The organism is Amycolatopsis sulphurea (genome assembly GCF_002564045.1).
In the GTDB taxonomy this organism is placed as follows: domain Bacteria; phylum Actinomycetota; class Actinomycetes; order Mycobacteriales; family Pseudonocardiaceae; genus Amycolatopsis; species Amycolatopsis sulphurea.
In genome coordinates this window covers 478,865-494,850 of record NZ_PDJK01000002.1, presented here as the reverse complement: position 1 = coordinate 494,850, position 15,986 = coordinate 478,865, and the positions used below count along the sequence as shown (strand labels likewise).

Annotated in this window: 15 protein-coding genes and 1 pseudogene; 5 read left to right on the top strand and 11 right to left on the bottom strand. The window is 69.7% G+C overall.

The features are described from left to right. Positions 1–45 precede the first annotated feature (45 nt). The 7 genes and pseudogenes from ATK36_RS08315 to ATK36_RS08285 all read right to left on the bottom strand — a co-directional run bounded on the left by ATK36_RS08315 (position 46) and on the right by ATK36_RS08285 (position 6,253). Complete coding sequence (locus tag ATK36_RS08315; protein WP_098510739.1) at positions 46–1,905, bottom strand: HNH endonuclease signature motif containing protein; 1,860 nt, start codon at positions 1,903–1,905, stop codon at positions 46–48. Between the two features lie 144 nt (positions 1,906–2,049). Beyond that, positions 2,050–2,646 carry a TetR/AcrR family transcriptional regulator gene (locus tag ATK36_RS08310; RefSeq protein WP_170069661.1) on the bottom strand — a complete coding sequence of 199 codons (597 nt, stop codon included), beginning with the start codon at positions 2,644–2,646 and terminating at the stop codon, positions 2,050–2,052. Then, positions 2,643–3,985: pseudogene (locus ATK36_RS08305) on the bottom strand (nucleobase:cation symporter-2 family protein). The gene ATK36_RS08310 and the pseudogene ATK36_RS08305 overlap by 4 nt, the downstream one beginning before the upstream one ends. Before the next feature lie 18 nt (positions 3,986–4,003). Beyond that, positions 4,004–4,894, bottom strand: coding sequence for a factor-independent urate hydroxylase (gene pucL / locus ATK36_RS08300; protein WP_098510738.1), 891 nt, complete (start codon positions 4,892–4,894; stop codon positions 4,004–4,006). Position 4,895: 1 nt separating this feature from the next. After that, on the bottom strand, positions 4,896–5,210 hold the full coding sequence (uraH, locus tag ATK36_RS08295; RefSeq protein ID WP_098510737.1) for a hydroxyisourate hydrolase: 315 nt from the start codon (positions 5,208–5,210) through the stop codon (positions 4,896–4,898). Further along, positions 5,207–5,686 (bottom strand): 2-oxo-4-hydroxy-4-carboxy-5-ureidoimidazoline decarboxylase, encoded by a 480-nt coding sequence (gene uraD, locus ATK36_RS08290; RefSeq protein WP_098510736.1) that lies wholly within the window; start codon positions 5,684–5,686, stop codon positions 5,207–5,209. Before uraD ends, uraH begins: the two co-directional genes overlap by 4 nt. A 90-nt stretch (positions 5,687–5,776) precedes the next feature. Next, a complete protein-coding gene (locus tag ATK36_RS08285) occupies positions 5,777–6,253 on the bottom strand; it encodes a helix-turn-helix domain-containing protein (RefSeq protein WP_098510735.1) in 477 nt (158 codons plus the stop codon). Between the two features lie 124 nt (positions 6,254–6,377). Between ATK36_RS08285 and allB the strand changes: the two genes are divergently transcribed. Continuing rightward, the gene (allB, locus tag ATK36_RS08280; protein ID WP_098510734.1) at positions 6,378–7,706 is read left to right on the top strand and encodes an allantoinase AllB; all 1,329 of its coding nucleotides are present in this window, start codon (positions 6,378–6,380) and stop codon (positions 7,704–7,706) included. A gap of 2 nt (positions 7,707–7,708) precedes the next feature. Next, positions 7,709–8,725, top strand: coding sequence for an allantoicase (gene alc / locus ATK36_RS08275; RefSeq protein WP_098510733.1), 1,017 nt, complete (start codon positions 7,709–7,711; stop codon positions 8,723–8,725). Between the two features lie 6 nt (positions 8,726–8,731). On the opposite strand, the gene ATK36_RS08270 is transcribed toward alc, so the two are convergent. From ATK36_RS08270 to ATK36_RS08260, 4 genes are all read right to left on the bottom strand, one after another. Then, entirely contained in the window at positions 8,732–10,120 is a 1,389-nt protein-coding gene (locus ATK36_RS08270) for a WXG100 family type VII secretion target (protein ID WP_098510732.1), read from the bottom strand. Continuing rightward, positions 10,117–10,449, bottom strand: coding sequence for a hypothetical protein (locus ATK36_RS08265; RefSeq protein ID WP_141544397.1), 333 nt, complete (start codon positions 10,447–10,449; stop codon positions 10,117–10,119). Before ATK36_RS08265 ends, ATK36_RS08270 begins: the two co-directional genes overlap by 4 nt. Positions 10,450–10,546: 97 nt before the next feature. Further along, a complete protein-coding gene (locus tag ATK36_RS32080; protein WP_170069660.1) occupies positions 10,547–10,723 on the bottom strand; it encodes a hypothetical protein in 177 nt (58 codons plus the stop codon). Positions 10,724–10,908: 185 nt separating this feature from the next. Further along, on the bottom strand, positions 10,909–11,760 hold the full coding sequence (locus ATK36_RS08260) for a putative RNA methyltransferase (protein WP_098510730.1): 852 nt from the start codon (positions 11,758–11,760) through the stop codon (positions 10,909–10,911). 174 nt (positions 11,761–11,934) lie between these two features. On the opposite strand from ATK36_RS08260, the gene ATK36_RS08255 reads away from it, so the two are divergent. From ATK36_RS08255 to ATK36_RS08245, 3 genes are read left to right on the top strand one after another with little or no spacing between them, the layout of a single operon-like run. After that, complete coding sequence (locus ATK36_RS08255) at positions 11,935–13,308, top strand: ammonium transporter (RefSeq protein ID WP_170069659.1); 1,374 nt, start codon at positions 11,935–11,937, stop codon at positions 13,306–13,308. Then, a complete protein-coding gene (locus ATK36_RS08250; RefSeq protein WP_098510729.1) occupies positions 13,305–13,643 on the top strand; it encodes a P-II family nitrogen regulator in 339 nt (112 codons plus the stop codon). The genes ATK36_RS08255 and ATK36_RS08250 overlap by 4 nt, the downstream gene beginning before the upstream one ends. A gap of 11 nt (positions 13,644–13,654) precedes the next feature. Further along, positions 13,655–15,952 carry a [protein-PII] uridylyltransferase gene (locus ATK36_RS08245; protein WP_098510728.1) on the top strand — a complete coding sequence of 766 codons (2,298 nt, stop codon included), beginning with the start codon at positions 13,655–13,657 and terminating at the stop codon, positions 15,950–15,952. Positions 15,953–15,986: the final 34 nt, after the last annotated feature.

Genomic DNA, 15,986 nt, shown 5'->3' with positions numbered 1-15,986 from the left:
GCTGGAATGCCCGGTGATGGTGGCAGCCCGGTATTCCCGGCGCACCTAGGGTTGCCGGAACGCCCGGTGGTGCCCGCTGCTCGGGTGAGCGATGGACCGGACAGCTCGGGGCGGCCGGTGCTTTAGGCGCGCGGACTGGCCGAGTGCCGTGGGGTGGCTGCCGTTCGCGGAGTGGCGGTCGGGCCGTGGGTGGTGGCCGACGGGTCCGGTCTGCCCGGGGCTGGGTGAGGCCGGTTTGGGGGGCCGGTGTCTGGCTGCTCTCGGCCTCAGTCCGCCCCGTCTAGGGGCTGGACGGTGCCGCTGGACGGTGCCGCTGGACGGTGCCGCTGGACGGTGCCGCTGGACGGTGCCGCTGGACGGTGCCGCTGGACGGTGCCGCTGGACGGTGCCGCTGGACGGTGCCGCTGGACGGTGCCGCTGGACGGTGCCGCTGGACGGTGCCGCTGGACGGTGCCGCTGGACGGTGCCGCTGGACGGTGCCGCTGGACGGTGCCGCTGGACGGTGCCGCTGGACGGTGCCGCTGGACGGTGCCGCTGGTGGCGAGGACGGAGTTGTGGTCCGCCGACCGGGCGGGGCGGGTGGTCAGGCGGCGCGGGGTTGGGCGGTGTGGTGGGTGTTGGTTCGGGGTTTTCGTTGGGGTCGAGGTAGTGGGGTGGGGTGAACTGGGGGCGGTCGTGGGTGATGTGGAGGGTCCAGCCGCTGCGGTGGAGGAGGCGGTGGTGGTGTTTGCAGAGCAGGGTGAGGTTGTCGAGGGAGGTGGGGCCGCCGTTCCACCATTCGACGATGTGGTGGGCATCGCAGTGGCGTGGTGGGCGGGTGCAGCTGGGGAAGGTGCAGCCGCGGTCGCGGAGGGTGAGGGCGGTGCGGATGGGGTCGGTGACGAGTCGTTTCGCGCGGCCGACGTCGAGGGGCTGGCCGGGGGAGCCCAGGACGGCGGGGATGAGGCGGCAGTCGCAGGCGAGGGTTCGGGCTTCGGCGGCGGTGAGTGGGGTGGCGAGGTCCAGGTGGGCGTGGCCGAGTCCGGTGCGGAGCGTGTCCAGCGGGATGGTGACGACGAGGTCGGCTCGGCCACCACTGTGGTTGGGGGCGTCGGGGTGGCCGGCGGCGAGGGCGATGATCTCCATGAGCGCGTCCCCGTATCGCTCGGCACGGCTTCGCGCCGGCTGTTCACCGCCAGGGCCGTCGGCAGAGCCGTCGGCAGAGCCAAGGGCAGGGTGGTCGGCAGGGCCATCGGTGCGGGAGTCGGTGTGGGGCGCGGCGAGGGGTTCCAGCAGGGCAAGGGTCGACGCTCCGGATACCGGATCAAGGTGACCATCGAACACCACCGTCCCATCTCGGCGGGTGCGTAGCCGCAGGGCGCGCTCGGGCACGGGGGTATCGCGAGGGGGCGTGCCATCCGGGTCGAGCAGGTCGAGAGCGCGACGGCCGGCGACGGCGATCTCGGCCACCCCCGCGGTGCGGGCCAGCTCGACCAGCGTGTGTTCCGTGCGGTCCCGGTCCGCGGCGCTCACGGTGGCCGGGATCGCGTGCAGCACGGATACGATCGCGTCGGCCTGGGCGGGGGAGAGCGTGCCCTCCGCGACCGCCTGACCGGTCAGCGGTGCCGCAGCGGGAATCTCCGCGCCGTCCAGACCGTGGCCGGGATTGGTGGCGAGTGCCCGCGCCACCAGCTTCCGTACCGCGGCAGGGGATGTCCGCGCCAGCTCGGCCACCAGCGCCGCCGTCGACGAATAGCCCAGCTCCTGCGCGCCACCACCGCCGTCCAGGTGCGCGATCACCTGGCACACCCGCGACTCCTGCCGCCACAACGCCGCCAGCTCCTCCCGCAGCAGGGAAGCGGCTTCCCCTGCGGTGAGCTGCCACAACTCCCGATCCGGGGCGGCGGAGGACAAGGTCTCGAACACTCCACCAGCCTACCGGAATCGCACACCCGTTCGATGTCGCACGATCAGGTGAAGCTACTCAAAATCCACTATGGACAATCGAAAACCGATAACTGGCAAGGGAAGAAGTCTAAAACCCAAGAAAAGTCCACATTGGACAAAGGATTAGTCTCTGGCCCCATCCTGCCCCAGCTCCGCAAGCAGCCGCCGAGCAGTATCAGCCACCGAAGCACCGGCAACGGCCATCGGCTCGACCGAACGCATCGACCGGGCCAGCACGAACGCGCCCTCCAGGCTGTTGATCAGGCTGATGGTCAACGTCCGCGCCGCATCCCGGGGCAGTCCGAAGGGGGCGAACTTCTCCGTCCCCGCCTCGATCCAGGCCGTGAACACGTCCGCGGTGGCTTTGCGGAGCGGCTCGTTCGTGGTCGCGACTTCCAGTGCCACCGTGGCGATCGGGCAGCCTTCGACGTAGTCGGTTTCCAGCAACGTGGTCACGCCCGCGGCGAAGAACGTCTCGATGCCGGTGAGCAGATCCGGCGCGGGTGCGATGAACAGATCGAACAGCTGGATGTACGCCATGCCCGAGGTCCGCACGACCTCCTCGCCCAGCTGCTCCTTGCCGCCGGGGAAGAAGTGGTACAGCGACCCGAACGGCGCGCCGGCCTTCTCCACGATCTGCTTCACGCCCGTGCCACTGTATCCGCCCTGCCGGAACAGTTCGGCGCCGGCGGCGAGGATGCGGTCCTTCGTCCCTGTCACGGCACCGAGGATAGCTCGTGGCCGCTAGAGCGTTCTATCAATCGAGGCACGAACACCAGGTTCAGCACCACTGCGGTCACGCATCCGGCGCTGATGCCGGAGTTGAGCACCACCTGCAGTGAAGCGGGGAATCCCGAGTAGAAGCCCGGCGCGACGATCGGGATCAGCCCGACGCCGAGCGACGCGGCGACGATCGCGGCGTTCGCCGGGTGCTCGAACGACGCCTTCGCCAGCGTACGCACGCCACTTACCGCGACGCTGCCGAACAGCACCAACCCGGCCCCACCGAGCACGGGTTGCGGGACCAGCGCGACGATCCCGCCTGCGATCGGGAAAGCGCCCAGCAGCACGAGCACCGCCCCGGCGGCCGCGACGACGTACCGGCTGTACATGCGGGTCAGCGAAACGAGGCCGATGTTCTGCGCGAACGCCGTGCAGGCGAAGCCGCCGAAGATGGTGCCGACCGCGGTGGACAGCCCGTCCGCGCGCAGTCCGTCGGCCAGCGTGCGGCTGGTCGTCGGGCGGTCCACGATCTCGCCCAGCGCCAGCAGATCGGCGGTGCTCTCGGCCATCGTCACCAGCATCACGACGAGCATCGAGAGGATGGCCGCGACCTCGAACCGGGGCGCGCCGAAGTGGAACGGCGAGGCGATGCCGAACACCGGCGCCTGCCGTAGCGTCGACGTGTCGACTTGACCCAGTGGCCAGGCCACGAGCGTGCCCGCGACCAGCCCGAGCAGCAGGGCGATCCGGCTCCAGAATCCGCGTAGGAACCGGGTGAACACCAGCACCGCGGCCAGGGCGACCCCGGCGAGCAGCAGCCCGGAGGGCCGGACCGCGGGCCGCTGCGCGGAAATCCACTGCACGGCGACCGGCAGCAGCGAGATCCCGATGAGCGTGATCACCGTGCCGGTCACCACCGGCGGGAAAAACCGGGTGAGCTTCGAGAAGACGGCGCGGCCAGCACCATGAACACGCCGCCGGTGAGCGTCGCGCCGAAGACGATGCCCAGTGCGTTGCCGGAGCGGTGTTGCGCCGCGATGGCGAGAATCGGCGCCACGGCGGCGAATGTGACGCCGTTGACCAGCGGCAGCCGGGCACCGAACCGCCAGATCCCGAGGGTTTGCAGCAGCGTGGCCAGACCGGCGGTGAACAGTGCGGCGCTGATCAGCAGCGCCAGCTGTCCGGGAGACAGGCCCACCGCGGCGCCGATCACCAGCGGTGGGGCCACCACGCCGGCGTACATGGCCGCGACGTGCTGCACTCCGCCGAGCACGAGCTGTGGCAACGGGGGCGCCGCGTCGACGGGATGTCGCGCAGGTCGTTCCTTCGTGGACATCGCTCTCCCAGGATCGGGCTAGAGCACGGCGCCGGTCCAGGCTGGGCCGGGCTCTTCGGCTTCGTCGCGCACCGCGGAGCCTTCGATCAGGCCGTACGGGCGGTCGGCGGCGTAGTACACCTCGCCGGAGTTCTCCAGGCCGAACGGGCTCAGATCGACGAGGAAGTGATGCTTGTTCGGCAGCGAAAGCCGGACCTCGGCGACGTCCGGCCGGGCCCGCAGTACCGCCTCACCCATCGAGTACAAGGTCTGCTGCAAGGACAGGCTGTGCTTGGTGGCGAACGTTTCCAGCATCGTCCGCCGGATCTCGTGGTGGCTGCCGGCCCAGTCGATCCCGTCCTCGCCCTGGTATCGCCACCGCGCGGTCACGGCGGTGGCCAGAATACGGTCGTCGGTCTCGGCCAGCGTGGTGTATTCGTCCTGGGGGAAGCCGTGGAACTCCGAGCCGGTCGACTTCAGCACCACCAGACCGTCCACACCGGACACGATCCAAGCCCGGTTCTCCCGCACCGTCACGGCGGTCGTGCGGGTTTCCCCGCCGGTGCGGCTGAACGCGTGGTCGTGCGGCACGCCGTCGACCGGGATCCGGTCCCAGCCGTGCTCGGCGATGGTGATCCGCGCGGTGGTGATCTTTTCCTGCGTGTGAACGAAGCGTCTGCCCAGCCGTAGCGCGAAATCCTCGATCTCCCCGATGTCCTGCTGCTTGGCGAAGGCGTACACGGTGTTCTTCTGCGTGTCGGTGGCCAGCACCGCGGAGTTGTCGCCGGTGAGGTGCGTGCCGGTCAGGTCGCCGCGCAACGCGGTGGACACGGTGAGGTCGCGCAGGTGATGCACCGCGCCTTCCCGGCGCACCGTGACCAGCCGGACTTCGGACTTGCCGTATTGGTTGGGGCCCAAGGAGATTCCCACGTCAGCTCCCTCGATAGGCCGAGTAGGCGAACGGGCTCAGCAGCATCGGCACGTGGTGGTGCGTAGTGCCGTCGGCGATCCGGAAGGCGATCGTCACCTCCGGGAAGAACGCCTCCGGGCCCAGGTACGAGCCGGTGTCGAAGACCAGCCGGTAGACGCCGGGTTCGAGACGGCCCGGGCCGAGGTCGCGGATCCGGCCGTCGGCATCGGTGACGCCTTCGGCGAGCAAAGTGCCGTCCTGCTCGAACCGCACGGCGATCCCGGCGGCCGGCTTTCCGGACGCGGTATCGAGGACGTGGGTGGTCACCAGGCTCATGCCGTCACCGCTTTCGCCAGCCGCAGATGCGCAATCTCGGTCAGCTCGGCGCCCGCGACGTCCAATTCGGACTCCGGGTCGTTGCCCAGCCGCTTCCGGAGGTTTGCCAGCAGTTCGGCCCCGCTGCGGCCCTGTGCGCGCACCAGGAAGACGTGGCCGAAGCGGGCTTCGTACTCGACGTTGGCGGCGACGAACTCGTCCGCATTGTCCACTTCGGACTGGTCTGCCCGCGACCAGCCGTCCTCGGCGCGGTGGCCGCCGGGCGGTTCCCCGATCCGGGGATGCGTCGCGATGGCGGCGCGAACCTCGTCCCGGCGTAGTGGCAGGTCCGCGGCCGCGTGCAGGGCGGCGAGATCGGCGTACGGGCGTCCGCTCAGCACGGTCTCGACCCAGCGTGGCGCGGCCAGGCAGGCAGCGAGCACGGGCCGGACGTCGGCGGCTTCCGCGGAGTTGAACTCGGCGAGTGCGAGCGGCACGGGGACCTCCTCGCGGCAGGGGGGACCTGGCTGTTCCGCCGACCGTACGACTGGCTTGGCCGTTCGTCAACAGTTTGTTGAACGGGCTGGTCAGTCGCCTTCCCGGTTGAGATAGTTGTAGACCGTGAAGCGGGTGACGCCCAGCGCTTCGGCCACCGCGGACACCGATTTCCGCAGGTGGAACGCGCCGCGTTCGCGCAGCAGCCGCACCGCGCGCTGCTTGCCGGGGCGGTCCAGCTCGGCCAGCTTCGCGCCCAGTTCCCGCTCCACGTCGGCGATCAGCCGGGACAGCGCGCGGTTCAGCTCGACGGGCGGGCCGGGCTCGGTTTCGCCGGTGCGCCGAAGCTGCAGGGTGACCCGGGTGGCGCCGCCTTCGAGCGCTGCCCGCGCGATCGCGGGCAGCGACTCCAGCAGCTCGTCCGCGCTGCCGCGGGCGAGGGTGCCGAGCGGGCCGAAGTCGGTTTCCAGCCCGGCCTCCTCGGCCGCGGCGCGGGCCAGGAGGGCGTGCTCCGGCGGAGCGCCTTCGCCGTGGAACGGCTCGCTGGTGAATTCGGCTTCCAACTGCACCCACTGACCGTAACGTGCGCCGGGCGGCGTTGACGAGCCGCGAACGGCGTCGCTAATCTCGTTTGGCGAAACAGCCTTTCCGTACCGTGAAATACCGGTGTCGGGGTGAGGAGTGTGCCCGCCGATGGATCTCGTGGTACGCGCCGCTCGGGCGGTGACTCCGGCCGGGGAAGGCCCGGTGACGCTCGGGGTCGAAGACGGCCGAATCGCCGTAGTGGTGCCCGGATCCGTGGACCTGCCGGGTACGCGGGTGATGGCACTCGGCGAAGACGAGGTGTTGCTGCCCGGGCTCGTCGACACCCATGTGCACGTCAACGATCCGGGCCGGGCGGAGTGGGAAGGGTTCGAGACGGCGACTCGCGCGGCCGCCGCCGGTGGCGTCACCACCATCGTGGACATGCCCCTCAACAGCTTGCCGCCGACGGTCGACGTGGTCTCGCTGGCGGTCAAGCGCGCGGCTGCCGAGGGCCGGGTGCACGTCGACGTCGGGTTCTGGGGCGGTGCAGTGCCAGGCAACGAGGGCGCGCTGCGCGCGTTGCACGACGAGGGTGCGTTCGGGTTCAAGTGTTTCCTGCTGCATTCCGGGGTCGACGAATTCCCTCCGCTGGACCCGGCCGGGCTGGAGTCGGCGATGCGGGAGCTGGCCTCGTTCGGCGCGCAGCTGATCGTGCACGCGGAGGATTCCGAAGCGATCGACGCGGCGCCGGATCCGCGCGGCGAGCGGTACGCCGATTTCCTGTCCTCCCGTCCCCGTGGCGCGGAGAATCTGGCCATCGCGCACGTCATCGAGGCGGCCCGGCGCACGGGTGCCCGGGCACACGTCCTTCATCTGTCCTCTTCGGACGCTCTGCAGCTCATCGCCGGTGCCCGACGCGACGGTGTGGCGCTGTCGGTGGAGACCTGCCCACACTACCTGAGCTTCGTCGCCGAGGAGATCCGTGACGGGGCAACGCAATTCAAGTGCTGCCCACCGATCCGTGAGGCGGGAAACCGGGAGCTGCTGTGGAAGGGACTCGCGGACGGCGTGATCGAAACCGTGGTCAGCGACCATTCGCCGTGTACGCCGGAGCTGAAGCGGTTCGACACCGGCGACTTCGGTCTCGCCTGGGGTGGGATCTCCAGTCTGCAGCTGGGTCTTCCGGCGGTCTGGACCCAAGCCAGGCAACGGGGTTTCACACTGTCCGATGTGGTCGCCTGGATGTCCGAGAACCCGGCGGCACAGGTGGGCATGCGGCGCAAAGGACGCCTCGAACCCGGCTGTGACGCGGATTTCTGCGTGTTCGCACCGGACGAGGCGTTCGTGGTGGACGTCGCGAAGCTGGCGCACCGCAACCCGGTGAGCGCCTACGACCAGCGCCCGCTGGCCGGGGTCGTGCGGGGCACCTGGCTGCGTGGGGAACCGGTGACCGGCGGCGAGCCGCGTGGGCGGCTGCTCAGGAGAGGAGACTGCTAGCGATGGAGGAACCCCTGCCCGTCCGTCCGGAGTGGACAGATCAGCCAGACCTGGCGTCACGGCAGTTCGGCGGGACCGTCATGTGGGCCACCGACGAGCTGTTCGCGGAGAAGGAGAACCTGGTCAACCCGTGGCGCCCGGTGCACCGGGCGGAGACCTTCGGTCCCAAAGGCCAGGTCTACGACGGCTGGGAGACCCGGCGGCGCCGCGCATCCGGCGACGACCACGCGATCGTGCGGCTCGGCCTCGGCGGGGTGCTCTCCGGCGTGATCGTGGATACCGCGTTCTTCAAGGGAAACTACCCGCCGTTCGTCTCGGTCGCGGCCGTGTCGGTGCCCGGTTATCCGAGCGCGGAAGAGCTGCGGGGCGCGGACTGGGAGGTTCTGGTGGACCACGCGCCGGCGGCCGGGGACGCGGAGAACGTCTTCCCGGTCACCTCCCCGCGCCGCTACACGCACGTGCGGCTCACCCAGCATCCCGACGGCGGCGTGGCCCGGCTCCGCGTGCACGGTGACCCGGTCCCCGATCCCGCCCTGCTGGATCCGCGGTCGCTGGACCTGGCCGCGCTGGAGAACGGCGCCCGGGTCACCGGCTGCAGCAACAGGTTCTACTCCTCGCCGAACAACCTGTTCTCTCCCGGATTGGCCGCGCACCAGGCGGAAGGCTGGGAAACCGCCCGCCGCCGCGACGACGGCAACGACTGGGTGACGGTGGCGCTGGCCGGCGCGGGCCTCGTCCGGTTCGCGGAACTGGACACGAGCAACCTCAAGGGCAACGCCCCGGGCTGGGCCGTGGTGAGCGGCAGGCTCGACGACGGCGAGTGGGCGCCGTTGCTGCCCCGCACGCGGCTGCAACCGGACACCCGCCACCGCTTCGCACTGGCGGAGGGTCCGGAGATCACCGAGGCCCGCCTGGACATCTACCCGGACGGCGGCTTGGCCCGCTTGCGCCTGCACGGCGAATTGACGAAACGCGGCCGCGAATCCGTGACCGCACGTTTCGCTGAGACGACCGCTTGAGCGTGGTCAGGCCTTCTGCGCTGCCGGGTCCGTGCGCCACTGCTCGTCCGACTGCGCCCAGGCGTCGTCCGCCTGCATCTGGACGTCGGTGAGGGACTTGTCGAGCGTGACCGCCGATTTGCCGCCCCAGCCCACGAGGTTCTTGCTGCTCTTCGTGTCGGCGATGCCCTTCAGGTACGGGTAGGCCTCCGGGTACTTCTGGAAGAACTTGTCCGGTGCCTTGACGATGTCGTCCCAGGCGTTCTTGCCGCCGGTGTAGCCCTTGATGCGCTCGCACGCGGACTTCATCCAGTCCTCGTGCTTCTTCATGAACCCGATGTCGTAGGGCTTGAACGGCGACTGCGGCTTCGGTGCGGGCGGCTCGGTTCCGGCTGTCGAAGTGGTCGACGTGGTCGTCGTGTCGGACGATGGACGCTCACTGTGCAGCGATGGGGTGCCCGTGTCGTGCGACGGCAGTGCGTTTTCGGTGTGGGGCGGCGGATTGAAGTGCCTATCCGCGGCCAGCCACGTCGCGTACGGGTCTTCCTCGTGCACCTCTCGGGGCGGCGGGGTGCTCCTGTCCGGCGGAGGCGGCGTGCCGGGGTTGTGCGGGGTAGGCGGCCGAAGATCGGTCAGCTCCTGCGTGCCTCCCGCGCTGCCGCCGCCCGGCGCGGGCTTGACCTTCGCGGCCAGCTCCGCCAGCCGCGCCGCGGTGCGCCCGCCGAGCCCGAGGATCTTGGCCAGCTTCGACGAGAAGTCCAGCGCCAGCGAGATCCCCACCCGGACGCAGTTGGCCACCCCGGCCACGAGCGACGCGCCGAAGGTGAACGCCGCCATCCCCAGCGCGATCAGCATGGTGGAGATGATCTCGCCGAGGAACGTGGTGATCATGTCCCGGATCAGCGCACGCGACGCGGTGACCAGCGCCATCGTCGTCTCCACGACGTAACCGGCGGCGTCGACCGACTGCCCGGCGCTCTCGATCTGGCCGCGCCGCTGCCCGATCTCGTTCCGGAACGCCTCGAAGCCGCCACCCTGCCACTCGGTGATCGTCTTCTCCAGAGTGCGGTCCAGGTCCTTCGCGGAGTTACGCAGGTCTTCGCCGGTCCGATGCAGCTGTTCGGCCATCGCCTTGATCGCGGCGGGGTCACCGGCCAGCTTGTCCAGCGGCATCTTGAGGAACGACAGGTGCTCGACCATCCAGCCGAGCCCGGCGGCGATCAGCTTGCCGAGCGGGTCCAGGGCGAACGCGACGGTGTCCGCGATCGCGCCGGCCAGCGAAACCCCGATCTCCACGCCCACCGCGGCAGCGTCCGCGCCGTGCAGATCCCGGATCTCCCGGATCGAGGAGGCGACGCTGTGCCAGCTGTCCGCGACGCCCGCGCCGGTGGTGGTGGTCGGCTCGACGAGGCTCATCCGGCCGCCTCCGGATCGAACTTGCCGAGCCCGGCCGCGAAATGCGCGTCCTGCTCGGCGTAACGCTCCGCCGCCTGCTTGGTGCTGCCTGCGGTTTTGGTCACATCGTCGGCGACGCCGTGCAGATTGTCGGAAACGGTCTTCAGCGTGATCCGCGCGGGGACGGCGAGGAGCTGCGCGAGGAGCACGCCGAACGAATCGACGTCCCCGCGGTTGGCGTCGTCCACCGACTTCGCCGCGTCGTGCACCGCTGGTGCGGTCCTGCCGTCCAAATACCTGCTGAAAGTGTGCAACTCGTCTGTATGGACGGTGAAGCCGTTCCCTGACACCAGCGCTCCGTTCTCCTGCCGCGTTTCGGCGGAAGAGAGTAGATCAGCGGCGGCTGAACTCCCGGCGAAGTGCGCGCGGCCACCGGCTGAACGCCAACTAGCCCCGGGCGCTCGGCCGGTTCAGGTAGGCGGAGAACGAGGACAGCAGGCAGGCGACCCCGACGATCGCGCTGACCCACCACGGCCCGCCGGCCACCAGGTTCCACACGAACGCGGCGGCCATGAGCACCGCGGCCAGGATGTTGCGGATCTGCAGGGGAGAGGGTTTCGCCATACCCCAGGCTATCCCGGGTGCCGTGCCGGCCTGGTCCGGTGGTGGCGAGCTTGGCATGGCCGGGAACGAGGTGAGCAGTTCACTGGGCCTGTCTGCACGATTCCGCCGGAGCCGGAGAGGACGGATGAGATGAACGAGAGCACCCGGGAGACCACTGTGCGGGCCCGCGTCAATCGGTGACGTGATCAGTCGTTACGTCGCCAGACGCCGACCGTCACGGCGAGCGTCACGTCCCTGGCAGCGGCGGACCGAAGCCGCTCCCCACGCCCGTCGCGGTCCAGGTGGAACCCTGCCGGTCCCATCGCGACCACGTCGTGTACCTGCTGCGCGGTGAAAGCGCTCGTCCGCACCACCTCTGTGACCGCTTCACGGGTGAAGTGCGTGCCGAGAGTGGTTTCGAGGCGCTGTTCCTTCCGTTCGTCCACCGCGAGCACGAGGTCACCCAGTTCGGCGAGGTGGCCGGGCAGCGGCGCGGCCACGACGAGAATGCCGCCAGGCGCGAGGACCCGGTGGAATTCGGCCGCGTTGCGCGGCGAGAAGACGTCGAGCACCACTTCGGCGACGCCGTCGCCCACCGGCCACGGCTCCCACAGGTTCCACACCGCGGCGCCCAGTCGTGGGTGCGCCCTTGCCGCGCGACGCAACGCTATGGCCGACACGTCCAACGCAAGGCCGACGGCCGACGGCGCCGCGTCCAGGACCCGAGAGAGGTAGTAGCCCGGCCCCGCACCGGCGTCCACGACCAAGCCGCTCGGCGCGCCGGCTGCGGCGGCGACGGCGTCCGCAAGAGGCGCGTACGCGCCCGAAGTGAGCAATGCCGAGCGCGCCTCCACCATCGGCGCCGTGTCCGCCGTGCCGGCCGGGATCCGCGCGTGCAACAGATTGACGTAACCCTGGCGGGCCAAGTCGAACGAGTGACGGCTTTCGCAACGCAGAGTGCGCCCGGCCAACTCGATGGGGGAACCGCACACCGAACAGCGCAGTGCGTCCACGACCCGTGGTGGCAATGGGTCGATTCCGGGTCCGGCTGCTGTCATGCCGCTATTCGACCATGACGTTTCGCAACCGGACGCGGCAGGCCGAACGGCCGGAAACCTTCCCGTAACAACTCCGGTACCGGAGTTCACGTACGGGAAACCTTGCGCGCCGCCCCGTGAAACACCCGCGCCGAAGACTTCCCTGCCAGCTACCCAGTGCACGGGAGGAAGATTGTGCTGAACGCCGGAGACACTGCGTGGGTACTGATCAGCGCCGCGCTGGTCATGCTCATGACGCCAGGACTCGCGTTCTTCTACGGCGGCATGGTCCGCGCGAAGAGCGTTTTGAACATGCTGATGATGAACTTCATCGCCCTCGCGGTCGTCGGGGTGCTGTGGGTGCTCTTCGGGTTCTCCATGGCCTTCGGGAACGACGCGTTCGGCGGCCTGGTCGGCAACTTCGACTTCGCCGGGCTGTCGGACACCTTCGGCAAGCTCGTCGGCCTCGCCGCGAACGGCCCGCCGGCGGTGGCGTGGCCGGGCCCGGACGCGTTGCCGCTGCTGGCGTTCTGCATGTTCCAGCTGATGTTCGCGATCATCACCCCGGCGCTGATCTCCGGCGCGATCGCGGACCGCGCGAAATTCTGGGGCTGGACCCTGTTCGTGGTGATCTGGGTGGTCATCGTCTACTTCCCGATCGCGCACTGGGTGTTCTCCTTCGACGGGTTCACCGGCGCGGACGCGGTCGGCGGCTGGATCGCCAACAAGCTCAAGGCTCTCGACTTCGCGGGCGGTACCGCGGTGCACATCAACGCCGGCGCCGCCGGCCTCGCGCTGGCCATCGTGCTCGGCAAGCGCAAGGGCTGGCCGAAGGACACCGGCCGCCCGCACAACGTCCCGTTCGTGCTGCTCGGTGCTTCGCTGCTGTGGTTCGGCTGGTACGGCTTCAACGCCGGTTCCTCGCTCGGCGCGAACGACCTGGCCGGCGTCGCGTTCACCAACACCACGGTGGCCACGGCGGCCGCGGTGCTCGGCTGGCTGGTCGTGGAGCAGCTGAAGTTCGGCAAGCCGACCACGCTCGGCGCGGCCTCCGGCGCGGTGGCCGGGCTGGTCGCGATCACCCCGGCGTGCGGGTTCGTCAGCCCGCTCGGCTCGATCGCGATCGGGGTGATCGCCGGGGTGCTGTGCGCGCTGGCGGTGTCGCTGAAATACCGGTTCGGCTTCGACGACTCGCTCGACGTGGTGGGCGTGCACCTGGTCGGCGGTCTCGTCGGCACCGTGCTGATCGGCTTCTTCGCCACCACGAGCGTCAACTCCGCGGGCGCCGACGGGTTGTTCTACGGTGGCGGCTGGAAACAGCTGGGCATCCAGGTGGTCGCCGCGCTCGCGGTGCTGGGCTACTCGTTCGTGCTGTCGCTGATCATCGGCTTCGCGATCAAGAAGGCGGGCGGGTTCCGGGTCAGCGCCGAGGACGAGGTGAGCGGTATCGACGAGGCGCAGCACGCGGAAAGCGCCTACGACTTCACCGGGATGGGCGGGATCGGCCAGCACAGCACGTTCCCGGTGAAGCCCGCCACCGCCACGAAACTCGAGGAGACCAAGGCATGAAGCTGATCACCGCGATCGTCAAGCCGTTCACGCTCGACGACATCCGGTCCGCGCTGGAGCAGCTGGGCGTGCTCGGCATGACGGTCGGCGAAGTGCAGGGCTACGGCAGGCAGAAGGGGCACACCGAGGTCTACCGCGGCGCCGAGTACTCGGTGGACTTCGTGAGCAAGCTGAAGATCGAGGTCGTCACCGACGACACGGCGGTGGAGAAGGTGCTCGACGCGATCACCACCGCCGCGCACACCGGGAAGATCGGCGACGGCAAGGTGTGGGTCACCCCGGTCGAGACGGTGATCCGGGTCCGGACCGGCGAACGCGGCACGGACGCGCTCTAGGGCGCCGGGGGATGACCGACGGGGGTGAACTGGGCAGGGCGGCCGCAGGACTGCTGGACGGCAGGCTGCGGCCGGCCGCGCTGCGGGCGGCACTGGTCGACCTGTACGAGTTCTGGCTGAGAAAAGCCGCCACGGCGGCCGGACTGGACACCGCGGAACCGGGTGTCTCGCTGGTCGCCGTGGGCGGTCTCGGGCGGTGCGAGCTGGTGCCGTTCTCGGATCTGGACCTTGTACTCGTGCACAACGGCAACCCGCGGGTCGGCGAGATGGCCGACGCGCTGTGGTACCCGCTGTGGGACGCGAAGGTCGGGCTGGACCATTCCGTGCGTACGCCGGGCGAAGCGGTGCAGGTCGCTTCGGAAGATCTGCGGACCGCGCTCGGCCTGCTCGACGCCCGGCACCTCGCCGGTGACGCCGACCTGACCGCGCGGCTCGCTTCCGCCGCACGCGACCTGTGGCGACGTACGGCCCGTAAGCGGCTGTCGGAGCTGGCTGATTCCGTACACACGCGCTGGCGACGCAGCGGTGAGATCGCGCAGTCTGCAGAACCCGATCTGAAACACGGGCGAGGCGGCCTGCGGGATTTCGGCGTGCTGGAGGCGTTGGCGGCGGCGCAGCTGACCGACCGTCCGAACGAAGAGCTGTTGGCTGCGAAGGGACTCCTGCTCGACGTACGTACCGAGTTGCGGCGTGAGTTGCGACGAGAGCGCGACGTGCTGAGCGCGCCGGAAGCCGAACACGTGGCCGCAGAATTGGGCTTCAGCGACCGGTTCGCCTTGGCTCGCAAGCTTTCCGGCACGGGTCGAGTGATCGGGTACGCGGTGGATGTCGCGCTTCGCTCCACTGTGGAGCCACCGCGCGCCCGATTCGGGCGAAGGCCCGCGCGTACGCCATTGGCAGAGGGTGTGGTGTTGCACGGCACGGAGGTCGCGTTGGCGCGTGATGCCGTCCCGGCCAAAGACCCAGCGTTGCTCCTGCGGGTTGCGGCGGCTTCTGCGCGTACTGGGAAATCGATTTCGTACGGCACGTTGCGCACCTTGGCCGACTCCGCACCAGAGCTGCGTACGCCATGGCCGGATGACGCGCGCAACGCTCTCGTCGAGCTGCTGGGCGCGGGGGAGGGCCTGGTCGACGCTGTCGAGGCGCTGGACCGGACAGGCCTGTGGGCGCGGCTTTTCCCGGAATGGGGCGCGATTCGTGATCTACCGCCCCGTTCTCCGGTGCATCAGTGGACTGTGGACCGGCATCTGGTGCAGGCGTGCGTCGAAGCAGCGAAGCTGACGACGACGGTGTCGCGCCCGGATCTGCTGCTGATCGGTGCACTGCTGCACGACATCGGCAAAGGCCGCGATGCCGACCATTCGGAACTGGGCGCGAAAATCTCCGCCCACGTCGCAGAACGGCTCGGGTTGTCGCGTACGGATGTCGCGACCGTGTCGGCGATGGTCCGGCACCACCTGTTGCTGCCCCACACCGCGACGCGGCGCGACATCGCCGATCCGGCCACAGTGTCTCGTGTTGCGAAGACACTGGACAGCGACGTGGTGCTGTTGGAGCTGCTGCACGCACTCGCTCGCGCCGATTCGCTGGCCACCGGACCGGGCGTGTGGACCGACTGGAAGGACCGGCTGCTCGCCGAGCTTGTCGCAAGCTGCGAAGAGGCAATGCACGGCAAGGGATTCACACCACCGGAGCCGCTGGACGAAGCGCAGCGGGACCTGGTCGGCCAAGCCGCGCGTACCGGCCTCGGCCAGGTCCGGATCACTGCACACGGCAAGGTGGTGACGGCGTTTCTCGCGGTGCCCACGGGCGGCGAACTGCTGGCACCTGCCGCAGGAGTGCTCGCGTTGAATTCCCTGGAGGTACACAGCGCCGTACTGCACGACGCGGGTCGCGCGGGTGTGTTCACTGCTTCGCCGCGATTCGGCTCGCTGCCGGACTCTGCGCTCTTGCGGGAACAGTTCGCGCGCGCAGTGTCCGGCGCTCTTCCCCTGATCGACCGTCTTGCGGCGAAAGAGCGTGACTACTCCACCTCGTCGGTGCCCGTCGTCGCCCCGCGCGTGCGCTGGTTCGACGACGAAACGAGCGGCTCGGACACCGTGGTGCTGGAACTTCGCGCGGCAGACCGCATCGGCCTGCTGTTTCGCGTGGCAGGTGCGCTTCGCGGCGAAGCTCGCGTGCGGTGGGCGAAGGTGGCCACGCTCGGCGGGGTGGCAGTCGACTCGTTCGCGGTGGCCCCACGCAGTGGCCGGATCGAGCCGGGATGGCGCCGAACGGTGGAATCCGCGGTGCTCGCTGCTGCCGGGTGAGCCGGTTTGCGCCGTCCGGACTCACCCATTCGGG